The 21,832-nt window shown below is 67.0% G+C and carries 28 protein-coding genes; 12 read left to right on the forward strand and 16 right to left on the reverse strand.

All coding sequences use genetic code 11. The annotated features are described in order from the left end of the window. Positions 1 to 149 precede the first annotated feature (149 nt). A complete protein-coding gene (locus tag OHA72_RS12005) occupies positions 150 to 665 on the forward strand; it encodes a hypothetical protein (RefSeq protein ID WP_327007920.1) in 516 nt (171 codons plus the stop codon). A 32-nt stretch (positions 666 to 697) separates the two neighbouring features. On the opposite strand, the gene OHA72_RS12010 is transcribed toward OHA72_RS12005, so the two are convergent. Genes OHA72_RS12010 through OHA72_RS12025 form a run of 4 tightly spaced genes read right to left on the reverse strand, consistent with a single transcriptional unit; the run spans position 698 to position 3,239 of the window. Next, on the reverse strand, positions 698 to 826 hold the full coding sequence (locus OHA72_RS12010; RefSeq protein WP_327011539.1) for a sigma factor: 129 nt from the start codon (positions 824 to 826) through the stop codon (positions 698 to 700). 54 nt (positions 827 to 880) lie between these two features. Then, complete coding sequence (locus OHA72_RS12015) at positions 881 to 1,036, reverse strand: hypothetical protein (RefSeq protein WP_327007921.1); 156 nt, start codon at positions 1,034 to 1,036, stop codon at positions 881 to 883. Next, complete coding sequence (locus OHA72_RS12020; RefSeq protein WP_327007922.1) at positions 1,030 to 2,364, reverse strand: hypothetical protein; 1,335 nt, start codon at positions 2,362 to 2,364, stop codon at positions 1,030 to 1,032. The genes OHA72_RS12015 and OHA72_RS12020 overlap by 7 nt, the downstream gene beginning before the upstream one ends. After that, positions 2,361 to 3,239 (reverse strand): ATP-binding cassette domain-containing protein, encoded by an 879-nt coding sequence (locus OHA72_RS12025; protein ID WP_327007923.1) that lies wholly within the window; start codon positions 3,237 to 3,239, stop codon positions 2,361 to 2,363. The genes OHA72_RS12020 and OHA72_RS12025 overlap by 4 nt, the downstream gene beginning before the upstream one ends. Before the next feature lie 231 nt (positions 3,240 to 3,470). On the opposite strand from OHA72_RS12025, the gene OHA72_RS12030 reads away from it, so the two are divergent. Continuing rightward, entirely contained in the window at positions 3,471 to 3,794 is a 324-nt protein-coding gene (locus OHA72_RS12030; protein ID WP_327007924.1) for a hypothetical protein, read from the forward strand. 4 nt (positions 3,795 to 3,798) lie between these two features. Here the strand turns inward: OHA72_RS12030 and OHA72_RS12035 are convergent, their stop codons facing one another. From OHA72_RS12035 to OHA72_RS12050, 4 genes are all read right to left on the reverse strand, one after another. Then, positions 3,799 to 4,914, reverse strand: a complete 1,116-nt coding sequence (locus tag OHA72_RS12035) for a sensor histidine kinase (protein WP_327007925.1) — start codon at positions 4,912 to 4,914, stop codon at positions 3,799 to 3,801. After that, positions 4,911 to 5,549 carry a response regulator gene (locus tag OHA72_RS12040; RefSeq protein WP_327007926.1) on the reverse strand — a complete coding sequence of 213 codons (639 nt, stop codon included), beginning with the start codon at positions 5,547 to 5,549 and terminating at the stop codon, positions 4,911 to 4,913. Before OHA72_RS12040 ends, OHA72_RS12035 begins: the two co-directional genes overlap by 4 nt. 11 nt (positions 5,550 to 5,560) lie before the next feature. Then, on the reverse strand, positions 5,561 to 6,097 hold the full coding sequence (locus OHA72_RS12045; RefSeq protein WP_327007927.1) for a DM13 domain-containing protein: 537 nt from the start codon (positions 6,095 to 6,097) through the stop codon (positions 5,561 to 5,563). A gap of 84 nt (positions 6,098 to 6,181) precedes the next feature. Then, positions 6,182 to 7,486 carry a VWA domain-containing protein gene (locus tag OHA72_RS12050; protein WP_327007928.1) on the reverse strand — a complete coding sequence of 435 codons (1,305 nt, stop codon included), beginning with the start codon at positions 7,484 to 7,486 and terminating at the stop codon, positions 6,182 to 6,184. A 140-nt stretch (positions 7,487 to 7,626) separates the two neighbouring features. On the opposite strand from OHA72_RS12050, the gene OHA72_RS12055 reads away from it, so the two are divergent. Together OHA72_RS12055 and OHA72_RS12060 are read left to right on the forward strand one after the other, a co-directional pair. Then, a complete protein-coding gene (locus tag OHA72_RS12055) occupies positions 7,627 to 8,133 on the forward strand; it encodes a hypothetical protein (protein WP_327007929.1) in 507 nt (168 codons plus the stop codon). Between the two features lie 7 nt (positions 8,134 to 8,140). Continuing rightward, positions 8,141 to 8,605, forward strand: coding sequence for a hypothetical protein (locus OHA72_RS12060; RefSeq protein ID WP_327007930.1), 465 nt, complete (start codon positions 8,141 to 8,143; stop codon positions 8,603 to 8,605). A gap of 54 nt (positions 8,606 to 8,659) precedes the next feature. Here OHA72_RS12060 and OHA72_RS12065 read toward each other — a convergent pair whose 3' ends face one another. Continuing rightward, positions 8,660 to 9,256, reverse strand: coding sequence for an HdeD family acid-resistance protein (locus OHA72_RS12065; protein ID WP_327007931.1), 597 nt, complete (start codon positions 9,254 to 9,256; stop codon positions 8,660 to 8,662). A 96-nt stretch (positions 9,257 to 9,352) separates the two neighbouring features. Here OHA72_RS12065 and OHA72_RS12070 point away from each other — a divergent pair, with 96 nt between their 5' ends. Next, positions 9,353 to 9,883, forward strand: coding sequence for a hypothetical protein (locus tag OHA72_RS12070; protein WP_327007932.1), 531 nt, complete (start codon positions 9,353 to 9,355; stop codon positions 9,881 to 9,883). Between the two features lie 81 nt (positions 9,884 to 9,964). Here the strand turns inward: OHA72_RS12070 and OHA72_RS12075 are convergent, their stop codons facing one another. Beyond that, positions 9,965 to 10,330: a DoxX family protein gene (locus OHA72_RS12075; protein WP_327007933.1), complete on the reverse strand. Its 366-nt coding sequence runs from the start codon at positions 10,328 to 10,330 to the stop codon at positions 9,965 to 9,967. A gap of 110 nt (positions 10,331 to 10,440) precedes the next feature. Between OHA72_RS12075 and OHA72_RS12080 the strand changes: the two genes are divergently transcribed. After that, positions 10,441 to 10,818, forward strand: a complete 378-nt coding sequence (locus tag OHA72_RS12080) for a winged helix-turn-helix transcriptional regulator (protein WP_327007934.1) — start codon at positions 10,441 to 10,443, stop codon at positions 10,816 to 10,818. Between the two features lie 54 nt (positions 10,819 to 10,872). Here OHA72_RS12080 and OHA72_RS12085 read toward each other — a convergent pair whose 3' ends face one another. Both OHA72_RS12085 and OHA72_RS12090 read right to left on the reverse strand, forming a co-directional pair. Next, positions 10,873 to 11,640: a DUF899 domain-containing protein gene (locus OHA72_RS12085; RefSeq protein ID WP_327007935.1), complete on the reverse strand. Its 768-nt coding sequence runs from the start codon at positions 11,638 to 11,640 to the stop codon at positions 10,873 to 10,875. 69 nt (positions 11,641 to 11,709) lie between these two features. Then, positions 11,710 to 11,937, reverse strand: a complete 228-nt coding sequence (locus OHA72_RS12090) for a hypothetical protein (RefSeq protein ID WP_327007936.1) — start codon at positions 11,935 to 11,937, stop codon at positions 11,710 to 11,712. A gap of 683 nt (positions 11,938 to 12,620) precedes the next feature. Here OHA72_RS12090 and OHA72_RS12095 point away from each other — a divergent pair. Then, positions 12,621 to 13,550 (forward strand): hypothetical protein, encoded by a 930-nt coding sequence (locus OHA72_RS12095; RefSeq protein WP_327007937.1) that lies wholly within the window; start codon positions 12,621 to 12,623, stop codon positions 13,548 to 13,550. Between the two features lie 850 nt (positions 13,551 to 14,400). Further along, complete coding sequence (locus OHA72_RS12100; RefSeq protein ID WP_327007938.1) at positions 14,401 to 15,669, forward strand: hypothetical protein; 1,269 nt, start codon at positions 14,401 to 14,403, stop codon at positions 15,667 to 15,669. Positions 15,670 to 15,745: 76 nt separating this feature from the next. Here OHA72_RS12100 and OHA72_RS12105 read toward each other — a convergent pair whose 3' ends face one another. The 4 genes from OHA72_RS12105 to OHA72_RS12120 all read right to left on the reverse strand — a co-directional run bounded on the left by OHA72_RS12105 (position 15,746) and on the right by OHA72_RS12120 (position 19,393). Continuing rightward, positions 15,746 to 16,285: a hypothetical protein gene (locus OHA72_RS12105; RefSeq protein ID WP_327007939.1), complete on the reverse strand. Its 540-nt coding sequence runs from the start codon at positions 16,283 to 16,285 to the stop codon at positions 15,746 to 15,748. 163 nt (positions 16,286 to 16,448) lie between these two features. Next, a complete protein-coding gene (locus OHA72_RS12110; RefSeq protein ID WP_327007940.1) occupies positions 16,449 to 17,513 on the reverse strand; it encodes a GmrSD restriction endonuclease domain-containing protein in 1,065 nt (354 codons plus the stop codon). Between the two features lie 63 nt (positions 17,514 to 17,576). Beyond that, positions 17,577 to 18,581, reverse strand: coding sequence for an SUMF1/EgtB/PvdO family nonheme iron enzyme (locus OHA72_RS12115; RefSeq protein WP_327007941.1), 1,005 nt, complete (start codon positions 18,579 to 18,581; stop codon positions 17,577 to 17,579). Between the two features lie 32 nt (positions 18,582 to 18,613). After that, on the reverse strand, positions 18,614 to 19,393 hold the full coding sequence (locus OHA72_RS12120; RefSeq protein WP_327007942.1) for an aminotransferase class IV family protein: 780 nt from the start codon (positions 19,391 to 19,393) through the stop codon (positions 18,614 to 18,616). Between the two features lie 381 nt (positions 19,394 to 19,774). Here OHA72_RS12120 and OHA72_RS12125 point away from each other — a divergent pair, with 381 nt between their 5' ends. The 4 genes from OHA72_RS12125 (at position 19,775) to OHA72_RS12140 (ending at position 21,806) form a co-directional block, all read left to right on the forward strand. After that, positions 19,775 to 20,029, forward strand: a complete 255-nt coding sequence (locus OHA72_RS12125) for a hypothetical protein (RefSeq protein WP_327007943.1) — start codon at positions 19,775 to 19,777, stop codon at positions 20,027 to 20,029. Next, positions 20,026 to 20,415 (forward strand): hypothetical protein, encoded by a 390-nt coding sequence (locus tag OHA72_RS12130; RefSeq protein ID WP_327007944.1) that lies wholly within the window; start codon positions 20,026 to 20,028, stop codon positions 20,413 to 20,415. The genes OHA72_RS12125 and OHA72_RS12130 overlap by 4 nt, the downstream gene beginning before the upstream one ends. A 145-nt stretch (positions 20,416 to 20,560) precedes the next feature. Beyond that, positions 20,561 to 21,289 carry a GntR family transcriptional regulator gene (locus tag OHA72_RS12135; RefSeq protein ID WP_327007945.1) on the forward strand — a complete coding sequence of 243 codons (729 nt, stop codon included), beginning with the start codon at positions 20,561 to 20,563 and terminating at the stop codon, positions 21,287 to 21,289. A 127-nt stretch (positions 21,290 to 21,416) separates the two neighbouring features. Beyond that, complete coding sequence (locus OHA72_RS12140) at positions 21,417 to 21,806, forward strand: transcriptional regulator (RefSeq protein ID WP_327007946.1); 390 nt, start codon at positions 21,417 to 21,419, stop codon at positions 21,804 to 21,806. Positions 21,807 to 21,832 lie beyond the last annotated feature (26 nt).

Consider the following 21,832-nt stretch of genomic DNA (forward strand, 5'->3'; position numbering starts at 1 on the left):
TTCGTGCGTGTCTCACAAGCTTTTCTGCACAAGTGGACATTCTCGACTGCGCGTTTTGTGCATGCTTTGCGCCGCGCGGCGGTCGGGTGACGAGGCGGTCCGGCCAGGTGGCGGGGTCGAGGGGGTGATCGGCGACCCGGATGCCCTTCATGAGCAGGATCAGCGTCGGCGTCGCATACGTGCCGGTGCCGGCGACACGGATCTGCACGCCGTTGATGCCGGGGAACTCGACGTTCGGGCGGAACCGGTCGTCGGTGAACACCTGGGCGGCACGGCCGCCGATCATCAACGTGCCGGACGGCGGCGCGACGTACCGGCGCGTCACCAGGATCTCGGCCTGGTCGACGGTGTTCTCACCGACCCACAGCGTCGAGTACAGCAGGCGCCCGGGCAGGTCGGCGCCGGCGACGGTGATCTCACAGCCGAGGAGCCGCGCGCCGGCCGGCAGGCCGCTGAGCTGGATCGGGGCGGTGCAGCGCACCGCCCGCTGGCGCACCGGCAGGGCCAGGACCATGCGCCACAGCTCGTCACGGGCGGCGACCTCGGCACCGATGTCGCCGGCGGCGTCACCGGTGCCGAGGGTCGGTTCGGCGACGGTGATCTCGCCGCTGGGGCGGCGCCGCCACCACGAGGTGTTGGCGTTGACCAGCATCCGGCGCACGTAGACGTCGGGGCGCTGCGCCGCCGAGACCCGGCGCTACTGCACGAACGCCTTCGCCAGGACCTCCTGGACCAGGTCGTCGGCGCGGTGCTCGTCGCCGGTGAGCAGCCGGGCGAAGCGCACCAGGGCCGCGCCCCGGCTGTGCACGAACTCCTCGAATGTCACGTCCAACAGACGCTCCCATCACCGGCAGGTGTTCTGCCGGCGGCTGGACTTTCCTCAGCGCCGTGCGTGGCGGAGCCGGACCACGCCGAACGCGAGCCCGAACAGCGCCGCCGCCACGGCCGCGACCAGCGGGGCCGGTGGGCCCGCCGGGTGGCCGTGCTCGTGCAGCGCCCCCATGAAGTCCAGCGCCGCGACGTCGTTGATCACCATGTACCAGAGGATCGTGTACACCGCCTGGAAGGTGCGGGGTGCGCCGGTGAGCGTGCCGAGCGCCAGCGCGAGGGCCGGGATGAACAGTGCGCCGGCCGCCCAGGCGGCGAGGCCGGGCAGGTCGGCGCCGGCCAGCATCCTGACGGCAGCGCGCCGGTGGCGGCGGCGAGCAGCACCCCGGCGGCCCACTCGGCGAGCAGGCGCCGGCGCGGTGCGGGGTACGCGGCCAGGATCGCGCCGGCCTCGCGGCGGGTGCCCAGGCGGGACCACAGCAGCACCGGCCAGATCCACACGATCGCCAGCGTCGGGCCGGGCCGCGCCGCCAGACCCGCGAGGGCCAGCAGCGCCGCACCGGTCCACCACCACCATGGCGCGCTCCGCAGCAGGATCCGGACCTCGGCGGCCAGTAGCCGGCCGGTCGCGGACCCGGCGGTCGCCGCCGTGCGGGGCAGTCCCTTGTAGACGGTGTGCGGCTCCGGCAGCGCCCGGGCGGCCGTCGAGCGGGCGGTGACGTCGAAGCGGTGGAACCACAGCGCCGGCAGCAGCGCGACGGCCACCGCGAGCAGCGTGACCGCGGCCCGTCCGGCGACGAAGCCGGCGTCCAGCGGCAGCCCCGGCCACTCGAACGTCCGCAGTGGACGGTCGACGTACATGAGGCCCAGCCCGAACGTGTCGGCCGTCGCCGGCATCGTCCCGGCCAGCTGGGCCACGCCGATCCCGCCCAGCGGCGCCGACGCCGACTGGCCGCCGATCGCGATCGCCATCCACACGAAGCACCACAGGATGTTGCCGAACCCCGACCGCAGCACCGGGGTCGTCTCGAACAGCAGCGCCGCGGCGGCGGTCACCGCCAGCATCGGCAACGCCAGGAACACGAACGGCGCCAGCAGCCCCACCGGGTCGACGGCCCGGGACTCGCCGCGCAGCAGCTGCAGCGCGAGCGCGGTCACCGCGAGCACCCCCGCCATCGAACCGAGCACCAGCAGGTTGCTGGCGAACTTGCCGGCCAGGTACACCGGCGTGCGCAGCGGGCTCGCCGCCAGCAACTGGCCGACGCCGGAGCGGACATCGCGGGCCACGGCATCGCGTACCAGATAGAAACCGACGAACGTCAGCCACAGGGCGCTGGTCAGCGCCGTCACCAGGCCCACGTAGGCGCTGGTGTAGAGCCCGCGGTAGCCGCCGGCGTCCAGCACCACCCACCGTGCGCCGGTCGGCGGCACCGCCAGCCAGCCCAGGCCGACCGCCGAGATCAGCATCACCAGGTACGCGGGCCGGCGTACCCGCTCCAGGAAATCCGCGACCGCCAGCCCCACGAACGCACTCACGCCGTCACCGCCCGGGATCTGTGGACGACGGCCAGGTAGGCGTCCTCCAGATCCGGCGCGACCGGGGTTGCGTCCGGCGCCGGCCGGTGCGTGGCGAGGACCCGCACGTGGGCGTGCTCGGCGGTGCGCACCAGGCGGGTCACGGGCAGGCGCTGCTGGACGCCGGTCAGCTCGGCCGGCGGCACCGCCAGCTCCCACACGTGCCCGGCGACGCCGCGCTGGAGGTCGGCGGGCTCGCCGTCGAAGCGGATCCGGCCGCCGGTGACGACGACGATCCGGGTCGCGACCGACTCGACGTCCGACACGATGTGCGTGGACAGCAGCACCGACCGGTCCGCGGACAGGTCGCTCAGCAGGTTGCGGAACCGCACCCGCTCCTCAGGGTCGAGCCCGGCCGTCGGCTCGTCCACGACGATGATCCTGGGGTCGGCGAGCAGCGCCTGCGCGATCCCGATCCGCCGCAGCATGCCGCCGGAGTACCCGCCGAGGGGGCGCTTCGCGGCGTGCGCGAGGTTGACCAGTTCGAGCAGCTCGCCGACGCGGGCCCGCGCGGAGTGCCCCGCCAGCCCGCGGACCGCGGCCAGGTAGGTGAGGAACTCGTGCCCGGTGAGGTGCGGGTACACCCCGAAGTCCTGCGGGAGGTAGCCCAGCGCGCGGCGCAGCGGGCCCGGCCGGGCGACCGCGTCGCCGCCGTCGAAGCGCACCTGGCCGCCCGTCGGGCGGGTGACCGTGGCCGCGATGCGCAGCAGCGACGACTTCCCGGCCCCGTTCGGGCCCAGCAGCCCCACCAGACCCGGCCCGAGCCGCAGCGTCAACCCGTCGACGGCGCGCTTGCGCCCCCGGTAGATCTTCGTGATGTCGATCAGTTCCAGCATCCACCGAGCGTCGCGTCCGCCGGTGCCGCGCACATCTGCCGAACGGCAGATCCGCCGCCCCCCACGGCCGTCGCGGATGTCGTAGCCTGTTGCCCTTCACGGGAGGAACCACCAATGTCCATGTCGGCTCAGCAGCAACAGCAGGCTGCCCAGCTCACCCCTTGCCGCTTCTGCAGCAACGTCCCCACTGCACAGACCAAGTTCCGCGGTCACCGGGGCATGATCATCATGATGCAGTTCCGTCACGTCGACGGCCCGTTCTGCCGGGACTGCGGCATGGCCACGTTCCGCGAGATGACCTCGAAGACCCTCATCCAGGGTTGGTACGGCTACGCGTCGTTCGTGATCACGCCGTTCATCGTGCTGTGGAACATCATCAACCGGGGCAAGGTCGCCAGCCTTGCGCCGCCGCAGCCCTCGCCCTACGGCGGCGCCCGCCAGCCGATGGACCCGGGCAAACGCCTGCTCGCCCGCCCCATCAGCATCATCGGGCTGTGCGTGCCGTTCATCCTGATCCTTGCGTTGATCGTCATCATCGTCGCCTCCGGCCCCTGACCGGTCAGCCGGCTGGCAGGTGGCAGATCACCTCCCAGCCGGCCCCGCGCGGGCCGGCCCGCAGGTCGCCGCCGAGTGCCGTGACCCGCTCGTCGAGGCCGGCGAGGCCGGTCCCGCCGCCGGTTCTCGGTCCGGCCTGCTCCGAGGGCCCGTCGTCCATGACGATCAGCTCGACCCGTCCGGCCCGCACCGTCACGGTCACCGCCACGGTGGTCGCGGCCGGGGCATGGCGGCGGACGTTGGTCAGGGCCTCGACCACCACGTGGTAGGCGGCCTTCGACGCGTCCTGGGACAGCTCCGGCACGACCGGCATCGACAGCGTCGCCACCGCCGGCCCGGTCGCGCCGAAACGGCGCACCACGTCCGGCAGGTCCGCGACGCCGTGGACGCGCTGCGAGACCGGCCCGCGCAGCGTGCCGACCATTCGGTCCATGGCGTCCAGCGCGCGCAGCCCGGCCGCCTCGATGTCGGGCAGCGCCGCCGCCTGCGCCGCGATCACGATCCCGGTGACCTCGTGGGCGACCAGGTCGTGCAGGTCGCGGGCCAGGTCGAGGCGGTGCGCCCGGCGGGCCCGCTCCTCGGCGAGCCGCCGCCGGTGATCGCCGAGCCGCAGGTACAGCCCGGCACCGGCCACGCACACGGTCGTCACGAACGCGGCGGCCACCAGCAGCACCGACGCCTCGACCCGGTCACCGGGCACGTGCAGGGACATCCGCAGCGGCAACGCGGTGGCGGCGAGCGCGACGAGGACGCCGGCGGGCGCGGGCGACCGCCGGGCGAGCGACACCAGCAGGACTGCCAGGGCGACGTATTCGACCGGCGCCCACAGCGCCGGAGGCTGCGGGGGGCCTTGATACAGCCCGTCGGCCAGCAGCGACAGTCCGGCGACGGCGATCGCTGGTTTCGTGCTTCCGGAGCCCGGTGCTGTGCTGCCGGGATCCGGTCCTGTGCTCGCGGGGTCCGGTGGGCCCGGGCGGGCCAGCGCCGCGACCGCCACGGCGGCGACCGCGGCGACGGCGGGAACGATCCCGGCCGCACCGGTCAGCGGCAGCGCGCACAACGCCAGCAGGCCGACCGGCAGCACCAGCAGGAGCAGCGTCAGTACCTTCGTCCGCGTCACGGCGCCACGGTGCCGGTGTCCCACGCCCACACGGCGATCCCCACCCGGTTGCGGACGCCGAGCTTGCGCTGGATCGCGGCCACGTGCGTCTTCACCGTGCCGGCCGAGATGAACAACTCGGCGCCGATCTCCGCGTTGGTGCGCCCCGCACCCACGTGCGCCGCCACCTCCAGCTCCCGCTCCGTGAGCGCCTCGACCGGAGCGGGCCGAGCCGGCCGCGGCCCCGTGACGTGCTTCAGCAGCCGCACCGTGATCGACGGGCTGATCAGGCTGTCACCGGCGTACGCGGCCCGCACCGCCTCGACCAGCAGCGCCGGCCCCGACCGCTTCAGCAGGAACCCGGAGGCGCCGTCACGCAGCGCCGGGTACACGTACTCGTCCAGGTCGAACGTGGTGACCACGACGACCCTGGTCGGCCCGCCGGCCAGCTGCCGGGTCACGGTGAGCCCGTCCATGCGCGGCATCCGGATGTCGAGCAGGGCGACGTCGGGAATGAGCTCCCGGACCAGCCGCAGCGCCTCGACCCCGTCGGCGGCCTCGGCGACCACGTCGACGTCGGGCTCGGCGGTGAGGATCCGGCGCAGCCCGTCCCGGACCATCGGCTGGTCGTCGGCGATGAGCACGCGGATCGTCACACCGCAGAAGCCTAGGCGAGCTGCGCGGCACCGAACGACACGGAGAAGCGCTTGCACCAGATCGTCACCGAGCGCAGGGTGGTCAGGTCGGCGGAGGCGGGGATCGCGTACACCTGATCACCCTTGTTGCCTTTGAGCTTGCCGAGTTCGACGTACCGGCCGTCGTCGAAGACCTGCCAACCGGCCTTGCCGGCGACGACCGCCTGATCGGTGAGCCACACCCGCAGATCGGGCCCGTCGGACGTGTCCAGCCCTTCGATCTCCAGCCGATGCGTGCCGTCGGCCAGCCGAACCACCCGCACGCTGCCGGACGTGTCGTGCTCATGCGTCACGAACGTCCCCCGCGCCACCACCACGGCGGCCGCGGGGGCTGCGGGGGCCGCCGACGAGGCGCCCGGCTCGACGGCTGTCGTGGCCTCCGGCACGGTGAGCGCCTCACGCACTGTGGTATCGGTGAACAGCCGCCACGGCGCGAACCAGTACAGCCCGAACCCCACCCCTGCGGCGAGGACGGCGACCACGAACCACGTCAACGGCTTCCGCGTCATGCCTCCGAGTGAACCGCCCGCCACGCCCCGGAACCAGATGCTGCCCGCTTACCGCCTCCTTACGGCATGTGGCTTCCGGCGGCGTCAGGTGGTGAGGATGCCGGCCGCTGCGGCGGCGGTGTGCCAGCGGCTGACGAAGGCGCCGAAGATCTGGCCGTACAGGTCGTCGTCGGACAGCAGGTCGATGTCGTCGATCGGGAGGAAGCCGGCGTTGTCGACCACGCCGCCGCGCACGTTGTCCAGGCGGGCCAGCACGCCGTAGTCGGCGACGCCGAGGCCGAGGAACATCCAGTACACGGGGCGGTTGCTCGCGCGGATCAGCAGCTCGGTGATCTGCTTCTCGGCGTGGACGCCGCCGTCGGACCAGAACAGCACCAGGGTCGGGTGCGGTGACGGCTCGGCCGCGGTCCAGTCCAGGATCTCCTTCATGACGCGGGGCTCGAAGTTGCCGCCCTCGGCGCGTTTCTTGTCGGCGGCCTGGCGCTCCAGGTAGTCGGGTGCGGTGGTGGTGCGCACCGGCGCGGAGCGGACCGGGAAGTCGCCGAAGAACCACACCTCCATCTCGCCGTTGTCGTCGAGCAGGTCGGCGATCGCGACCATCCGCTCCAGCGAGCGCTGCATGACGCCGGTGCGGAACAGCTTCTTCGTCGAGCCGCTGCAGTCGATGGCGAGCACCACCCGGAACGTGCGCGCGTCCAGGCCGCTCTTGACCAGCGACACCGCGACGGCGTACTTGCGCAGGTCGACGCTGGAGGCGTTCGCGGCGGGTTTCGCGAGGCTGATCTGCTGCGCCTTGGTCAGCGTGACGACGGGTTGCGCCACCGGTACCGCGAAGGCCACCGGTGCCGCAGGCGTCGCGGCTGCCGGTGCGGGCTCGTCGACCGTGAGGCCGACGTCGGTGATCAGTCCGCGCAGGCCGTCGGTGAAGCCGTCGCCGACGCAGCGGACCTTGATCGCGTCGCGGTGCCGGTAGACGTCGCCGACGATGAGCGCGTCCTGCACGTCGGGGGTGCCGAGGTCGAGGGTGTACAGCTCGCCGGCCGGACCGTGCACCGCCGCGCGCAGCCCCGCCACGGTGGCGAACGTGCCGCCCGTAACGGTCAGACCGATCCGGACCCGGGCGGTCGTGCCGGCCCAGCCGGCCGGCGTGACCTCCAGGCGGTGGCGGGTGACGCCGCCGCCGGTCTCGGGCGGCAGCCATCGCGCGCCGGCGCCGTCGGGCTGGTTGTAGAACACCATCGCGTCGTCGCCGGGTGCCCGGCCGGCCTCGTCGAGCAGGAAGGCCACGAGGTCCACCTCGGGTCCTGTCGCGTGGCTGACCACGACGGTGTACGTCGCCGCCACCGGCAGTGCGGTGTTCTGCCCACGGGCCAGGATCGCAACGGTCACAGCGAAGATTGCACCACAGCGGGTCCAGCCGGTCATGCGGGTCGGGTGGGTGCGCGCCGTTCCGCGCCCGGGATTGTGGATGCGTAAGCGCACGCGCCGCGACGCGGTTCGTGACGGATCTGATGATCAAGGGAGTACCCGTGACCAGTTCCACCGCTGAACGTGCCCGTACCGAAACCAGCGAGCGGGAAGGGGATGAGGGGGCGCTGCATCCGCTGCTGCTGGCGGCGCTGATGTCCCGCCGTGAGGAGCGTGGCGAGGCACTGTTCGAGCACCCGTTGCTGCTGGCCGCTCTGGCCCGTCGCCGCCGCGACGACGACAGCGAGGGCGGCATCATGGACAACCCGCTGCTGCTCGCCGCGCTGGCCCGCCGCCGCCGCGACGACGACAGCGAGGGCAGCATGATCGAGCACCCGCTGCTGCTCGCCGCGCTGGCCCGTCGCCGTCGCGAGGACGACAGTGAGGGCAGCATGATCGAGCACCCGCTGCTGCTGGCCGCTCTGGCCCGTCGCCGTCGCGACGACGACAGCGAGGGCGGCATCATGGACAACCCGCTGCTGCTCATGGCCCTGGCCGGACGCAAGCGCCGGGGCAAGAACATCGTCGAGCACCCGTTGCTGCTGGCCGCGCTGATGGCGCGCAGCTGACGGCATCGTGCATCCCGTCCTCCGGCTGTTCACGGCCGGGGGACGGGCCGTTTGCCCATCCGAGGGAGGCACCATCGTGGCGGCTGATTCGTCAGTACCCAATGATCCGGACCAACCACATCAGCATGTCGAAGCCCTGATCGACGAGCTGATCCTGGAGATCCTCGAGACCGCCGACCAGGGGCAGCCGTCGAAGGCCATGGGCCGGGGGCGCTCGCCACTTCCCGGCGGCCTGCTCGAGGGTGTGCGGTCCACCATGGCGCGGGGCGGCTTGGGCGGCTCGACGCTGGAGCGGGTGCTCATCGCCGAGGCGCTCGCCGGGCTGCTCGCCGACGCGCTGGCACCGGCCCTGGCGGAGGCGATCGCGCCCAGGATCATGAAGGTTCTGGAGGGCGAGGAGCATCAGCCGGACGCGCCGCCGGCGAAGGCCCCGGCGGGCCGGTCCCACGCCCGCAAGACCGAGTCGAAATGACCAGGCGGCGGCGCGTGATCCGCGCCGCCGCCCGTCCACTCAGGCCGTGCCGCGTCAGGCCGTGGCCGCGGCCGCGGCCTCGCGGCGCATGAGGAACGCGAACGCGATCTCCACGCACCCGATCACCAGAGCGCTGATCCCGGTCAGCAGCACCATCGCGGTGAGCGACACGCCCGGCCACACCACGAACACGATGCCGACGACCAGCGACGCGACGCCCATGGTCGTCAGCCACACCCGGGCCCGGCCGTGCGTCATGAGCCCGATGCCGATCTCCGACACGCCGGTCAGCAACCAGGCCAGCCCGACGATCAACGCGAGGACCACCACGCCGTTGGCGACGTTGCGCAGGCACGCCACGCCGCCGATGACCATCGCGGCGCCCACCGCCCCGGTCAGCAGCCGCCGCCCCAGCCCGTGATGCTCGACCAGGGCCGTCGCCACCCGCATCACCCCGGCGACGATCAGCCAGACGCCGACCAGCGCACCCAGGACCCGCAGCGTCTCGCCCGGCCAGGCCAGCACCACGATCCCGAACAGCGTGGTGACCACGCCCAGCGTCAAGGTCTCCCAGAACGGCACGGCGGCCGTGCCCCGGTGCGCCACGCCATGCCGTGAGGCGTCACCGTGTCTCGCTGAAAACGTCGCCATGTTCCCTCCCTCGCTCGTACCACCCACGTTTCACCCGCCGCCACGACCCGCCATCGCCCGCCACGGGGGAGGGCCGTCGCCGGTCTGATCAGGACGGTGGACACGCAGATGTGGTCAGGACCGCGCCGGCGGCACCCGCTCGCGCACCGGCTCCGGGTGACCGGTCTCACCGAGGAGGCCACGGCGGCCGGCGTCTACGGCGTCATCATCGGCGCGGCCGTGATGGCCTCGTCCCACGCGGCGTCGGCCGGGGCGGTGATCGCGGCGGTCCTGGTCACCCTCGTCATCTACTGGGGCGCCGAGCGGTACGCCCGCCTCGTGGCCCAACGCGTCCATGAGGGCCGGCGGCTGACCGCGCACCAGGTCCGCGCGCAGCTGACCACCGGCTGGGAGATCGTGACGACCTCGGCCCTGCCGGTCGTCGTCCTGATCCTGCTGAACCTCGCGGGCGTCGCCCTGCGTACCACGGTGATCTCGGCCCTCGTCTGCAGCGCGCTGCTGCTGTGCCTGGCCGGCTGGGAGATGGGCCGCCACGGCCGGCTCACCCACGCCGAACGCCTGGTGTCGGCGGCGGTCGCCGGAGCGTTCGGCGTGGTCATGATCCTGCTGAAGGTCACGCTGCACTGAGTGCTTCCGGCGACCGCCGCCGACACCAGCGCTTCCGGCGCGGTCAGAGCCGGCACGCTGCACTGAGCGCTTCCGGCACGGTCAGAGCCAGGTGGTGCCGAGCCAGACGGCCGCGGCGGCGGTCACGAGCAGGCCGATGTTGAGCCCGATCAGCCTGCCTTCGCCCCGGGACAGGTGCACGGCGATGCCACCGACCTGGATCAGGACCAGTCCCGCCGCGGCGGCGACCGCGAGCCACGGCGCGATCCCGGTCGCCGGCGGCAGGATCAGCCCCGCCGCGCCGAGCACCTCCAGCACCCCGATCGTCCTGACCAGCGGCATCGGCACCCGGTCGACCCAGCCCATCATCGGCAGGAGCTGCTGCTGGCTCTGCACGACCTTCTTTCCCCCGGCGTACACGTAGAACACCGCGAGCAGCCCGCCGACAATCCAGTACGCGATCTCCATGTGTGCGCCCCTCACCAGGATGGTTACCAGCCGTAAGTAGCCACATGATGCGTCACTATCGTGAGGCGTACAAAAGGCACACGTGTGTGCGTGAGGCACAAGGGGTTGTCATGTCGCAGTACGAGCACACCTGCATGATCCGCGGAGACGGCGGCCAGACGATCCGGGCGATCCTCGACCAGATCTGCAACAAATGGACGCTGCTGATCGTGGCCACCCTCGACCAGGGCACGCTGCGCTTCACCGACCTGCACCAGCAGATCCCGGGCATCTCCCAGCGCATGCTGACCCTGACCCTGCGCAACCTGGAGCGCGACGGCCTGGTCGCCCGCAAGGTCCACGCCGAGGTGCCGCCCCGGGTGGAGTACACGCTGACCACGACCGGCAAGAGCCTGATCCCACCCGCCCTGGCCCTGGCCGGCTGGGCGATCGAGCACGTCCCCCACATCGAAGCCAGCCGCGCCGCGTACCAGACCCGCACGTCCTGACCCCGGCGAGGGGGTGCCGCCTCCGGCTGCCGGCACCCCCTCGCCCGGTTCCGTTCAGTGCCGGGCGTACTCGTCCTTGCGCCGCCACCACATGCCGGTCTCGTTGCGGCCGAGCGGTGCCCGGTCCAGCCACGGGTACATGCCCCAGATCGCGTCCACGCCGCGCTCGTACGTCGAGTACGTGTGGTGCACGACGCCGTCCACGAGGATGAACGCGCTGAGCCCCGGACCCTGCTGCCGGTACGTGGACCAGTCGGTGCCGACCCCCGCCGCGAGCGCGAGCAGGTCCGGGTGCTCCTGGCCGGAAGCCGGTGGCCGCACGTCCATCTGGCGGAAGTTGTACTCCACGCTGCCGGACCGCCACTCCTCGGCGGAGTGGGTCACGCGGAAGTCGTAGTTGAAGTCGCTGCCGGCCGACGACGCCCACGGGAACGTCCAGCCCATCCGCTGCCGGTACGCCTGCAGCTTGGGCAACGGCGCCTGCGACACGGCATGCAGCGTGACACCGTGGTTGGCGAGGTGGACGACGGAGCCGTTGAAGCCGTCCGCAATCGCCGAGCACGACGGGCAGCCGGCGGTGTAGTCGGGCCCGAACATGAAGTGGTACACGAGCAGCTGCGAGTTGCCACGGAACAGGTCGGCAAGCGTCGCCGGCCCGTCCTCGGTGTCGAAGCGGTACTCCTTGTCGACCCGGACCCACGGCAGCGCCTGCCGTTGCCGGGCCACCTCATCGCTGCGCCGCGTGAGCTCCTTCTCGGCCTTGAGCAACTCCAGCCGCGCCGCGAGCCACTCCTCGCGGGTACCGGTCTTGTGATCCATCATGACCCCTTCTCCCTTCATCGCAACTCAACGGTTGCACATCAAGCGGTGAATGGCAACCAAAAGGTTGCGTCAGCGCTTGCGCCGCCGGCGGCCTTCGGGATCATGGATGGTGCCGGAAGAGGGCGGCGTGGGTGTTTGCTCGGCGCTGCGGTCGCCGCCGTGATCGTTCACGGCGTCGCCCGCGAGGCGGCTCGACGCAAGGCCACCCACCGTCGTGGCAGGCATGCTGGACGCCCGTGACGTGGTGATCGCCGAGCCGTTCCACATCGGACAGCGCACCGGCACGTGCTCTTTCACCCTGCCGGCCGAGCACGGCACGGTCGTGCCCGCCCGGGACTGGAGTGCGGCTCGTTAGGGGACGTCGTCCAGCGGCTGCAGCGGCTTGGCGCACCCGCAGTGTCGATCGTCGAGGACGAGGTCTGCTTCCTGTGTCACCCGGTGCCGGACCGTGCGGAGCTCGAACATCTGCTCACGAGCCTGTCGACTCTGACTGGGGATCTCGCGACGCTTGCGTGACGGCCGGAGAGGCTTGACTCCCGGCACCGCATCAGGCGCGCGGGCGCCCGGTTCAATTGATTGCTGATCGCGCCCCTGCCTTGTGGTGCCCCCGGCAGGATTCGAACCTGCGACACACGGTTTAGGAATTGGATCAGGGCGTGCTCTCCTGGCGCCCTGACCTGCTCTGACCTGGGCGTCCGTCTTTGGCGTGGGGTCGATTGTTGCCCCCCGATTGGCCGTGGTTGACCGCTGTTACTGGCACGCGAATGGCACGACCATGCGCCCGCCTGGACGCCAGATGCGTGGCAACGCTGTCGTGCGTTTGTCTACAAGGCGCATCCGATCGGTCAGAGTCACGGAGGCATACACGACCTCGACTTGACAGGGTGTAGCGTGTTTTTCGAGCGGGCAGATTCGCCCACTTGAAGTCGGATGCCAAGGGCTCCGCAACATGTCCCGAGTCGGACAGATTGGAAGTAATAGTGACGCTCGCACTTGCACCGGTCAAACCGGACATCACGATGGAGCTTGAGCTCATCGATCCGGACAAGGCCGAATCGTATCTTGGTAAGAACCATTCCAACCGGAATCTCCGGAAGGCGCACTATCTCTCGCAGGCAAGCGACATGAAGGCCGGCCGTTGGCAGTCGAGCCATATGTCGATTGCGTTCGACACCAAAGGCAAGCTGATCGACGGGCAGCATCGTCTGCATGCCATCGTCGAATCCGGTGTTTCGATGTGGCTGTTTGTTGCTCGCAACGTGCCGGCGTCGGTCCAGGAAGTTATTGACACGAGCGCAGCTCGGACGGGCGCTGACGCGCTCAAGCTGTCGGGCCGGGTGGACTCGAACCATCCTGCCGTTGCATCCGCAGCTCGTACCGCGATTTTGTGGTCTGAGGGACACCACCGACCGGTTCGGCGAGGTGTCAATGGTGCCCGCAAGGTCACCAACAGCGAGATCACCAGCTGGGTGGACGAGCAGAATAAGCTCCCCGAGGGTGCGCTCTCCATTACGGGTGCAGTCGCTCTGGCTCGCAAGTGGAATCAGGTGAACGATCTGATGTCGCTGGGCCTGACCAGCTTCGCTACGTTGCTGCTCGGAAGTATCGACATGGACGACACCATCAAATTCTTCTCCAAGCTGGATAACCTCGAGTTCGACGGTGACGAAGATCCGGTAAAGCAGTTCTACCTCCGCGAAAATGAGGCAAAGAAGAGCCGTGATCAGTTGCGGATCTCGGAACATCTCTATTTCTTGATTACCGCCTGGAATGCGTTCCGTAGCGATGAGTCGCTGTCGAAGCCGTTCGTGAAGCTCTTGTCCTCAGGCAAGGTCAGCGTCACCAAACTTGAAGGCAAACCCAACAAGGCCGGAATCATGATCTACCCGCAGGTTCCTGATCCTGTCTAATACCGCTATGGCGGTTCGCAACTTCTAGCGAGTGTTAGCAAGTAGTCCACTGCGGTCACTAAGGCGCAAGCGGAGTTGTGGAATGGCGGGCTGCCGTCGCTGCTGCTCTATCTGGCACTACATGGCCTTGAGCTGGTACGCCTGAGCCGTCGTGGTCATGTGTCCGCGACGGCTCAGCTGCGCACCCTCACCCGGCCGGCGTCGCCCGTCTTCCGCAACGGGTACGCCGGCCGACCGGGTTCCGGCGCCTCCCTCAGCTTTGAAGCTCCTCCGTACACCCGTCGTGCACCCTTGGGAAGCGGGCCGTCGGCGGGGGTGCCTCGTCCGCGCGGAGGGTGAGGGTCGCGCGGACGCTTGGCGCCCCCGCCGACGGTCTGCTTGGCATCGCCTGTGTGGCGGGTGTGCGGAGGAGCGGCTCCCTCCGGGACCTTGAGGCCCGCCGGGAGGCAAGAGCGCAACTACCGGCGGATGGTGAGGCCGCGGGAGCGACGGCATGTAGCCAGGCGGGCGTCGCGGTAGCTCAGATCGTTCTTAAGCCGTCTCGGCCGTTGGAGGCTTCCCGAGTTGTTTGCCGTGTCTGGCTGTCCTTCTTCAGCGCATCCTGTACGGCTCGGACGTGGTGTCCCGGCCGCGCGGGCTTCCGGCGCCGGCGCTTGCGCCGGGCGCCGCTTGCACGCCGAGCCGGGTGTCCACGTCCGAGCCCGCGCCGAAGGCGCCTTGATCTAGTACAGCTAGATTCGGCAATTGCCATGACAATCGGTGACCACGCCAGATACAGTCACTCTCTCGTCCGAAGTGTCGGAGTAGAGCCGATCTATCGTGCCTGGGATACGCAAGGTAGTGTGCTACCATGCGCAGCCCAAAGCTCGGTGGTTCGCCTCACCGTCAGTATTACAAGTACTACGCTGGCTACACCCAGGGCTTTGTAGAGGACATGCTTCGATCTCTCCAGGTACCAGCTGACGGCATCGTGCTGGACCCCTGGAACGGAGTGGGCACAACAACGGTCGCGGCCACCGCAACTGGACTCAACGCTTTTGGGTACGATATCAATCCAGCGGCAGTTATTATTGGCCGTGCCCGGCTAATTGGGTCAGATGTAGCGGACAGCTTACTGCCGATTGCGGTAGAGATATGCGACCGAGCATGTTCGCATCAATTCAGATTGAGAAATGACGACCTTCTTAGCACCTGGTTCGGACCTTCAACCGCTACAGAGATACGGGCGCTGGAACGTGCGGTATTCCGAATTTTGGTCGACCCAGACTGTGACGGCTCGCAGCCAGTGTTCCAATTAGGGATGCCTCACACGTCTCTAGCGTCCGTGTATTATGTAGCGCTATTTCGGGCGGTACGCGAACTGGTCCGAGCATACGTCCCGTCAAATCAATCGTGGATTAAGAATCCAGCTGGACGGCGTCTGGGGGTACGTCGTTCGGAGCTTCATAGAGCTTTTCTAGATGCGGTCAAGGTCAGTAATCCCTATCTAGGCCAGCTCGAAATCCCCCTGCTCACCAAGGAGGGAGTTGCCACCATTGGCGTTGCCTCTTCGACCGGAATTCCGATGGACGATAAAAGTGTAGACGCCATCGTTTCTTCGCCGCCTTATTGCACCCGACTAGACTATGTTAAAGCAACGCTTCCCGAGCTGGCTGTTGTCGGACTTACGTCGAGTGATATCCGCAGGCTTCGCGATCAAATGATTGGAACGCCTACGATATCTGGTTCAGCCGAGGATGCTACCCCCAGTGTATGGGGTCAAGAAACCGCGACGCTCATAGACCTCATAACGTCGCATAGCTCTAAGGCATCGAGCACATATTACAAGAAATACTATCTACAGTACTTCTCAGGCATGTGGAGTTCCTTGAATGAGCTGCACCGGGTAGTAAAGCCCGGTGGTCTAATGGCGCTTGTGGTTCAAGATTCGTTTTACAAAGATGTGCACGTCGACCTGCCTGCACTAATCTTGGATATGGGCACGCAAGCTGGCTGGACTACTCGCAGGCGGGTAAACTTTACGGTTCCCAGAACGATGGCTTCGATTCATCCTGGTTCAAGACAGTATCGGCAAGACTTCCGCGCGGTAGAAAGCGCAATCGTCCTAGAGCGAGTTTGACGTGGGTATCGCCGATCAGCAAGTTGTGCTGCGCCACGACGCTAGGATTTCGTCGTCTTTGACCTAACGGATTCTGCTACCGGCTGAGGTAAAGACTGTTCGTTAGGTAGTCAACAATGGTGGCTATAAAATGGCTGGAGAAAGCTTCTATGTCGTCGACATAACGTTCTATGTCGGCGACAGTAACGCCCGGCTGTTGAAAAATTTCATGGAACGGTATGTTGCCGTGCGCAATGTCATTCCTCAAGCCCGCCATCTTTAGGATTGACGGACTCCACGAAGCCACGGGGAATGCTTCGCGGTGTAATCCATACACCGACCAGATTCTGTTGTATAGGCTTGGTGTAGGTGTTCGACCATCCATAGGCGGGAGCGGGCCTTTTGTCGGCAATGGAAGCACGACCTCTACTGCCTGGCGATCCAGGCTTGTGGTATACGCACGTTTCTCCCAGACTTTGGCGGCGTCTTGTAGATTTCTTAGGCTTTCAAATTCGTTGTGTGCAACTAACTGCCGTAGGCATGCCGCAATCGTGTTTACAGGTATGCTCGCGCGATTGATGTATTCGTGAATCTCCTTTAGGGCAACACGGGTCAGGCTTTCTAGCTCAGCCACCATCCCTATGACTGCCGCGGCCCTTGCCTCTTGTAGCAGAAAGTGATTCGGCGCCGTAGGATCTGCGGTGGCGAGAGTTTGTACAGAAATGATTAGCCGCTTGAGACGTTGAGCCCTTTGTGAGAGTCGATCATGCTGATCGACTAGGTTCTGCGTCAGTGTGGCGCTAGACGGTGCCACTGAGAAGAGCCTTTGCTCTAGTGATGCGACGGGTCAGCATAGTGCGTGCATTCGAGCCTGCACCGCTAGCCTCTCTGAACTCCTCATCTGACAACCAGTCGTCGGCCGGCTGTATGATCTTAACTCCGTCTGCCTGTAGATCAGCTATCGCCACGAGCGCTGTTTCGAACTGCACGAGAGGTGTTAGTGAGTGACCGGTCCTTAAGAACTGGCGATCACCCAGGATCTCAGCGAGCTTTTTCACAGCGTCCTGGAACGCAGCAGATTCCTTCGAATAATTAAAAGGATTCTTCTTAACCGATTCCATATACTTATTAAGCCAGTGCTCGATTTTGCCGTCAAACGAGTCTCGGTAATTTTTGTAAGCGAAGAATTTTACAACTTGTTCAGCAGTCGTTCCGTCACTCTGATTGACCTTTTTGAGCTTTAGCATCTTCGTGAACGGTTCAAACGCTGCCAGTTCTGACACTAGATCGTTAAATTTGCCTTGATATACGCATGCGCGCACCTCTTGAGCGCTTAGGCGCATGGAGCCTCTATTTAGTCGAGCGAAGACGTCAAAACGAACCTGCAAATCACTTTTGTCGGTAAGTGAGACGACTTGAAGAGGCTGACGGCCAAAGTACACCTGCAGGTTGCGCGGTAGCTGTTCATGGGTCAGGCCGTTGAGCTGATTGAGCTTTTCGAGGCCGGTAAGAGGTAAGGGGGCAGAGCGGGCGATGACTGCGAGCTCCGCCTTGTTCACTGACAGGAAGTGAACCAGCGTTGAGAGCCTTTGGAGACCATCCACTACCTCCCACTGAAAGCCAACATTAGTGGCAACAAATATAGGAGGAATTGGCAGCCCCAAGAAGACGGATTCAACAAACGTCGACTCGGCCTCAGGCGTCCAGCGGAACATTCGCTGGTAATCGGGCGCGACATTGAGCTCTTTTTCGGCGATCATCCGCACGAGCTCACGGACCGAGAAGTTGTGCGTCGCGACGTCGACCTTACGTCGTTCGACGTTCAACTGGTCTTCGAGAAGCTCGAGATCTTGTGCAAGACTCATTCGGTAACCGCCTACGTTGTCATACTTGCAATGGCTACGACTACTGAACCATACTGGAAACTTCTAGACAATAACTCGAACGTTCGCCGACCTGGACTGGTAGTCAGCTCGTACGTCAACTTTATGGGTGATGCAGCGGAAGCCGGTGTCGTCATCCAACATGTTGGCTGAGGCGTCGTTGAACAGTGATGGGGTGCAGCGGAGGAATGGGCTTGTGAAGGCGCTGCCTTTTAGCTCGTGCCGCCCAAGTTCGGTCCCCGTCGAGCACCACTCCCACGTGTTGCCGCACATGTCGTAGACGCCGTAAGGGCTGACGCCACTGGCGTAGCGGTCGACTGGGGTGGTGCTGCGGATACCGTTCTCGCGGCAGTTGCACTTGGCTGGGGTGCGCTGGCTGCCCCACGGGTAGATGTCACCGCGGGTGCCTCGGGCGGCCTTCTCCCACTGCTGGCTCGTCGGCAGCGACTTGCCCGCCCACTGCGCGTACGCGTTGGCGTCGTGCCACGTCACGAACACGACTGGGTGGTCCAGCTGCTCCGCTGGCGGCTTGCCGTCTTCCCAGTGCTGGGGCGGTGTCGCGTCGGTGGCGGCGATGTAGCGGGCGTAGTCGGCGTTCGTGGTTGGGTAGACGTCGATGTAGAACGCCGGGAGGTAGACCGGCTCGTTGTCCGGGCCGGCGAAGTAGATCCCGGCGTCGACGAGGGTCATGAGCTTGCCGTCGACGGGGTGGCGGATGTGGTGCTCGTCGCCGACCGGGATGTCGTCGTCCTGGGGCTGGCCGGGGGTGGGCTGCGACATGGCGTTCTCCTGTGCCTGAGGGGTCGGCGCAGGTCCAACGGTGTCGGTGAATCTGGCCTGCACGTCCATGCTGGAGGCGGCAAGTGACGTGTCAAGAGCGGATTGGTTAACGGGTCTGGGGATGATCGACTCTCCGCCGGCTTCCCACTTGGAGATCATCCGTTCGCTGACGCCGAGGTGGCCGGCGAACTCGCGGATGCTCATGCGCTTCGCCTCGCGCAGGGCTCGAATCTCGCGGCCAGTCCAGCGTTGGACGGTGATCGTCGCCATGACCAGAAAGCTCCGTTGGGCGTCGCGGTGCTCTACAGGGACTCAGCCGGGATCTCCTCGTACTCCTTGCGGAGCGTGTCGAGGATTGGGTGATCTCCTGGAAACTCTACGTGGTCGATGGCTGTGATGGCACGTACGCCGATGGTGGTGTTGGTGGCGAACGCTGCCTGCATCTGCGGAAGGTCCTGCAACCGAACCGGGGCAAGGGTTGTGTGTTCGTGGACCTGTTGCAGGAGGCGCATGGTGACGCCGGGCAGGACTTCGGCGTTCGGCCAGATGACCTGTTCGCCGTCGTAGAACGCGACGTTCCACGTCGGGCCTTCGGAGATGTACCCGTCGGCGTCTGCGAACAGGGCGTCGTCGAACTCGGCGAGCTGGGCGTTGCGGCGGTGCCACAGCGCGCCGAACAGGCCGATGTGTTTCACCTCGGGCAGATCGCGCGTGTACGTCGCTGATCGCACTCGCCATGGCTCGACCGGGCCGGACGGCACCTCGCGGGTGGTCACCAACACCTGCGGCGTGGCTGGAGCGCTGGGACGGCCGATCGGTAGGTGCGGGTCGAAGACGGTGACCCGAGTGACGAAGACGCCGTCGCGTCCGGCGATGGCCTGGCGTACCCAGGTGCGGATCTGGTCGCGGTCGAGCTCGGCGCCGAACAGTAGCCGGCTGTCCCGGACGAGGCGCTCAAGGTGGTGTGAGAACCCTCGGATGTGTTGGTCATCGACGCGCATGGACGTGAAGTGTCCGTAGTTCACCATCGCCAACGCCCGTAGTTCGTCGGGGGCTACAGGTTCGCCATTCAGCTCCGCCATGCGACCAGTCTTGCAGCGGAAGTGCAGTGAGTGGGACATCGGGTGCAGTGAAAGTTCAGTGCTGAGGCAGCGTGAGGGCGTGGGGTCCGAACCCTACAGACGGAACCCTTGAGGCATGAGCAGCGAGCGTCGTATCTCGATGGTGGTCCAGGGCGGCACCACCGATGCCGGCCGTGGCCGTGGCTCCTGCTGGGGCTGTGAGGGGCGCGGCTTCCGGGTCGCCTCTCGTCTGCGGAACGTGAGCGTTGATGACGGGGGCGTTCGGTACCGCGTGCGGATCTGCCCGGAGTGCCTCGGTCGACCGCTCCTCGCGGCCTGACAGGTCCCTCAACGTCGAACGGAGGCCCGCGCGTGCGATCTTCTACCTTCCGGGTGGCCGACATGCCTGTCGCACCACAGCCCGATCTCGATGTCGACGTTCGTGCGCTCCGGTCGTGGCAGGCCACGGATGAGGACGGCGACCCGGTCCTCGTCATCAAAGACGACGACGTCACCATCGTCATCGACATGGGTCGTGGCGACTCCTGGGACGCTGCGATCCGGTCGGCGGAACGTCTCGGCGCAGAGGCGTTGACGTACGCGTCGCGGCTTCGGGAGGCAAGGGCGCAGCAGCGAGCGGCGGGGGACGACGCATGACGGTGATGGCCGACCGAGTCCAGGTCACCGATGCCGATGGCGCAGAGCTGCTCTACGAGATCGCGGTGACGCTGCTGCCGCTGATCGGGCGTTGCGTCGAGCTGTCAGCGGGCGAAATGGTGGCCCGTCACGGGAACCGCCTGGACAGTCCAGATGACCGGCGGCTGATCATCGCCGACATCGCCCGGCGTTGGGAACGGCTCGGTTACGTGGACCGCGGGAGCTTCGGGCGTGACTGGCGGGCGGCGGTCGCCGCGTTCACCGTTGACTACGTCGATGCCATCGAGGCGGAAGCGCCCGGATCGAGCGAGTACGAGCAATGGGGGCATGAGGCGACGATTGCGCTCGTCTGGCACCAGCATGCGGAGCGCCTGCGAGCGGAGTAGCTCTGCGACCCCGGCGACCCCGATCTCTGAGCATGCCGCTCGGGTCGGGGTCGCTCTGTTTGGCCCGTCCGACCGTGGGATGACAGGAGCGACCGACAAATATAAGCTCTTGACAAGCTATGTTGTCGTCTTGAGGTGAGCCGGTATGCCGATCGAGTACACGCCGCCGAAGTACGTGACGATCGTCAACGCGCTCCAAGCCCGTATCGAAGACGGCACCTACGCGTCGGGCGAGATGCTGCCCAGCGAGACCGTGCTGATGAAAGAGTTCGACACGTCTCGCCCCACCGTCGTGCGGTCGCTGGAGATCCTGCGGCAAGCCGGTTGGATCGATACTCAGCAAGGCAAGGGCAGGTTTGCGCGGTCAAAGCCGGTCGAGCCGAGGTCGTTGCCCGCACACGCGGCCGCCCTCCTGGCCGACGAGGTTGGCGGCAGTGTCCGAGTGGTCGACGTTGAAGAGGTTCCGGCCCCTCCGCGCGCCGCTTCGGCATTGGACATCAGCGAGGGCGCACCGATCGTGGTGCGTCGGCGGCTGGTCAGCGTTGACGAGGTCGGCCCCGTTGAGCTGGGCACGGTCTACATGCCCGCCGATCTCGCCTCCGGCACTGATGTTGGCTTGCCCGGTCCACTCGCCGAAGGGTTGCTGCGTCACGTCGCGACGCGCAAGGGCGTGCAGTTCGACCGGGCGACGGAGCGAATCTCGGCGCGGCCGGCCACCGAGGAAGAGTGCGAGCTGCTGGAGATCGAGCCTGGGGAGTGGGTGCTGACCGCTCTGTTCTCCGTCTTCACGCGGGCTGGTCAACCTGCCTTCGCGCTGGACGTGACCGTGCCACCTGCGCGGCAGGAGTTCGAGGACTCGTTCTCGATTGCTTAGGCGGCGCGTCGACGTTGCTCAATCTTGCTGACATCGCCGGATTTCTCTTTCTAACTACTTAACAAGCTAGGTCTGCTCGCTACACTTGGGTCACCTAACAAGTTAAGCGGTCAAATGGAGGAGCTAAGTGGCGCTCAAGGGTGGTACTCGGTTCTCGGTCCGGTTCGAGGACGTGTTCCCGGCGGGGTGTGCGCTGGTGCCGGACTCGATCGTCGAGGCGCAGGACTACAACGAGGTGACGAGGGCTCGCACGCCCGCGGTGGACAAGCTGACCGGGGTGCGGGTGTGGACGGTACGAGTGTCGGACCTGGACCCGGACCTCGCCGGCCGTTCGCGTGAGGTCGCGGTGAAGATCTCCGCTCCGGTTCAGCCGGTGCCGGAGAGCAGCGCGCCGTTCGCGCCGGTGGAGTTCGAGGGAATGACGGTCACGCCGTACGTCGGTCCGACCGGCCGGCTCGCGTACTCGTACCGGGCGACGGGGTTCCGCTCGTCTCAGCCGGCCCGCAAGGCCGCGTAAGCAACGCAAGCGCGGGGCGGTCTGTA

The sequence above is a fragment of the Dactylosporangium sp. NBC_01737 genome (assembly GCF_035963215.1).
Lineage (GTDB): Bacteria > Actinomycetota > Actinomycetes > Mycobacteriales > Micromonosporaceae > Dactylosporangium.

Excerpts from the sequence above, each read along its gene's own strand:
- OHA72_RS12120 (WP_327007942.1), bottom strand. The coding sequence starts at position 19,393 with ATGGCGGAGCTGAATGGCGAACCTGTAGCCCCCGACGAACTACGGGCG.
- OHA72_RS12085 (WP_327007935.1), bottom strand. The coding sequence starts at position 11,640 with ATGATGGATCACAAGACCGGTACCCGCGAGGAGTGGCTCGCGGCGCGG.
- OHA72_RS12135 (WP_327007945.1), top strand. The coding sequence starts at position 20,561 with ATGCCGATCGAGTACACGCCGCCGAAGTACGTGACGATCGTCAACGCG.
- OHA72_RS12080 (WP_327007934.1), top strand. The coding sequence starts at position 10,441 with ATGTCGCAGTACGAGCACACCTGCATGATCCGCGGAGACGGCGGCCAG.
- OHA72_RS12025 (WP_327007923.1), bottom strand. The coding sequence starts at position 3,239 with ATGCTGGAACTGATCGACATCACGAAGATCTACCGGGGGCGCAAGCGC.
- OHA72_RS12045 (WP_327007927.1), bottom strand. The coding sequence starts at position 6,097 with ATGACGCGGAAGCCGTTGACGTGGTTCGTGGTCGCCGTCCTCGCCGCA.
- OHA72_RS12075 (WP_327007933.1), bottom strand. The coding sequence starts at position 10,330 with ATGGAGATCGCGTACTGGATTGTCGGCGGGCTGCTCGCGGTGTTCTAC.
- OHA72_RS12065 (WP_327007931.1), bottom strand. The coding sequence starts at position 9,256 with ATGGCGACGTTTTCAGCGAGACACGGTGACGCCTCACGGCATGGCGTG.
- OHA72_RS12125 (WP_327007943.1), top strand. The coding sequence starts at position 19,775 with ATGCCTGTCGCACCACAGCCCGATCTCGATGTCGACGTTCGTGCGCTC.
- OHA72_RS12105 (WP_327007939.1), bottom strand. The coding sequence starts at position 16,285 with ATGGTGGCTGAGCTAGAAAGCCTGACCCGTGTTGCCCTAAAGGAGATT.
- OHA72_RS12005 (WP_327007920.1), top strand. The coding sequence starts at position 150 with ATGAGCAGGATCAGCGTCGGCGTCGCATACGTGCCGGTGCCGGCGACA.
- OHA72_RS12015 (WP_327007921.1), bottom strand. The coding sequence starts at position 1,036 with ATGGTGATCAACGACGTCGCGGCGCTGGACTTCATGGGGGCGCTGCAC.
- OHA72_RS12100 (WP_327007938.1), top strand. The coding sequence starts at position 14,401 with ATGCGCAGCCCAAAGCTCGGTGGTTCGCCTCACCGTCAGTATTACAAG.
- OHA72_RS12030 (WP_327007924.1), top strand. The coding sequence starts at position 3,471 with ATGCAGTTCCGTCACGTCGACGGCCCGTTCTGCCGGGACTGCGGCATG.
- OHA72_RS12130 (WP_327007944.1), top strand. The coding sequence starts at position 20,026 with ATGACGGTGATGGCCGACCGAGTCCAGGTCACCGATGCCGATGGCGCA.
- OHA72_RS12115 (WP_327007941.1), bottom strand. The coding sequence starts at position 18,581 with ATGGCGACGATCACCGTCCAACGCTGGACTGGCCGCGAGATTCGAGCC.
- OHA72_RS12110 (WP_327007940.1), bottom strand. The coding sequence starts at position 17,513 with ATGAGTCTTGCACAAGATCTCGAGCTTCTCGAAGACCAGTTGAACGTC.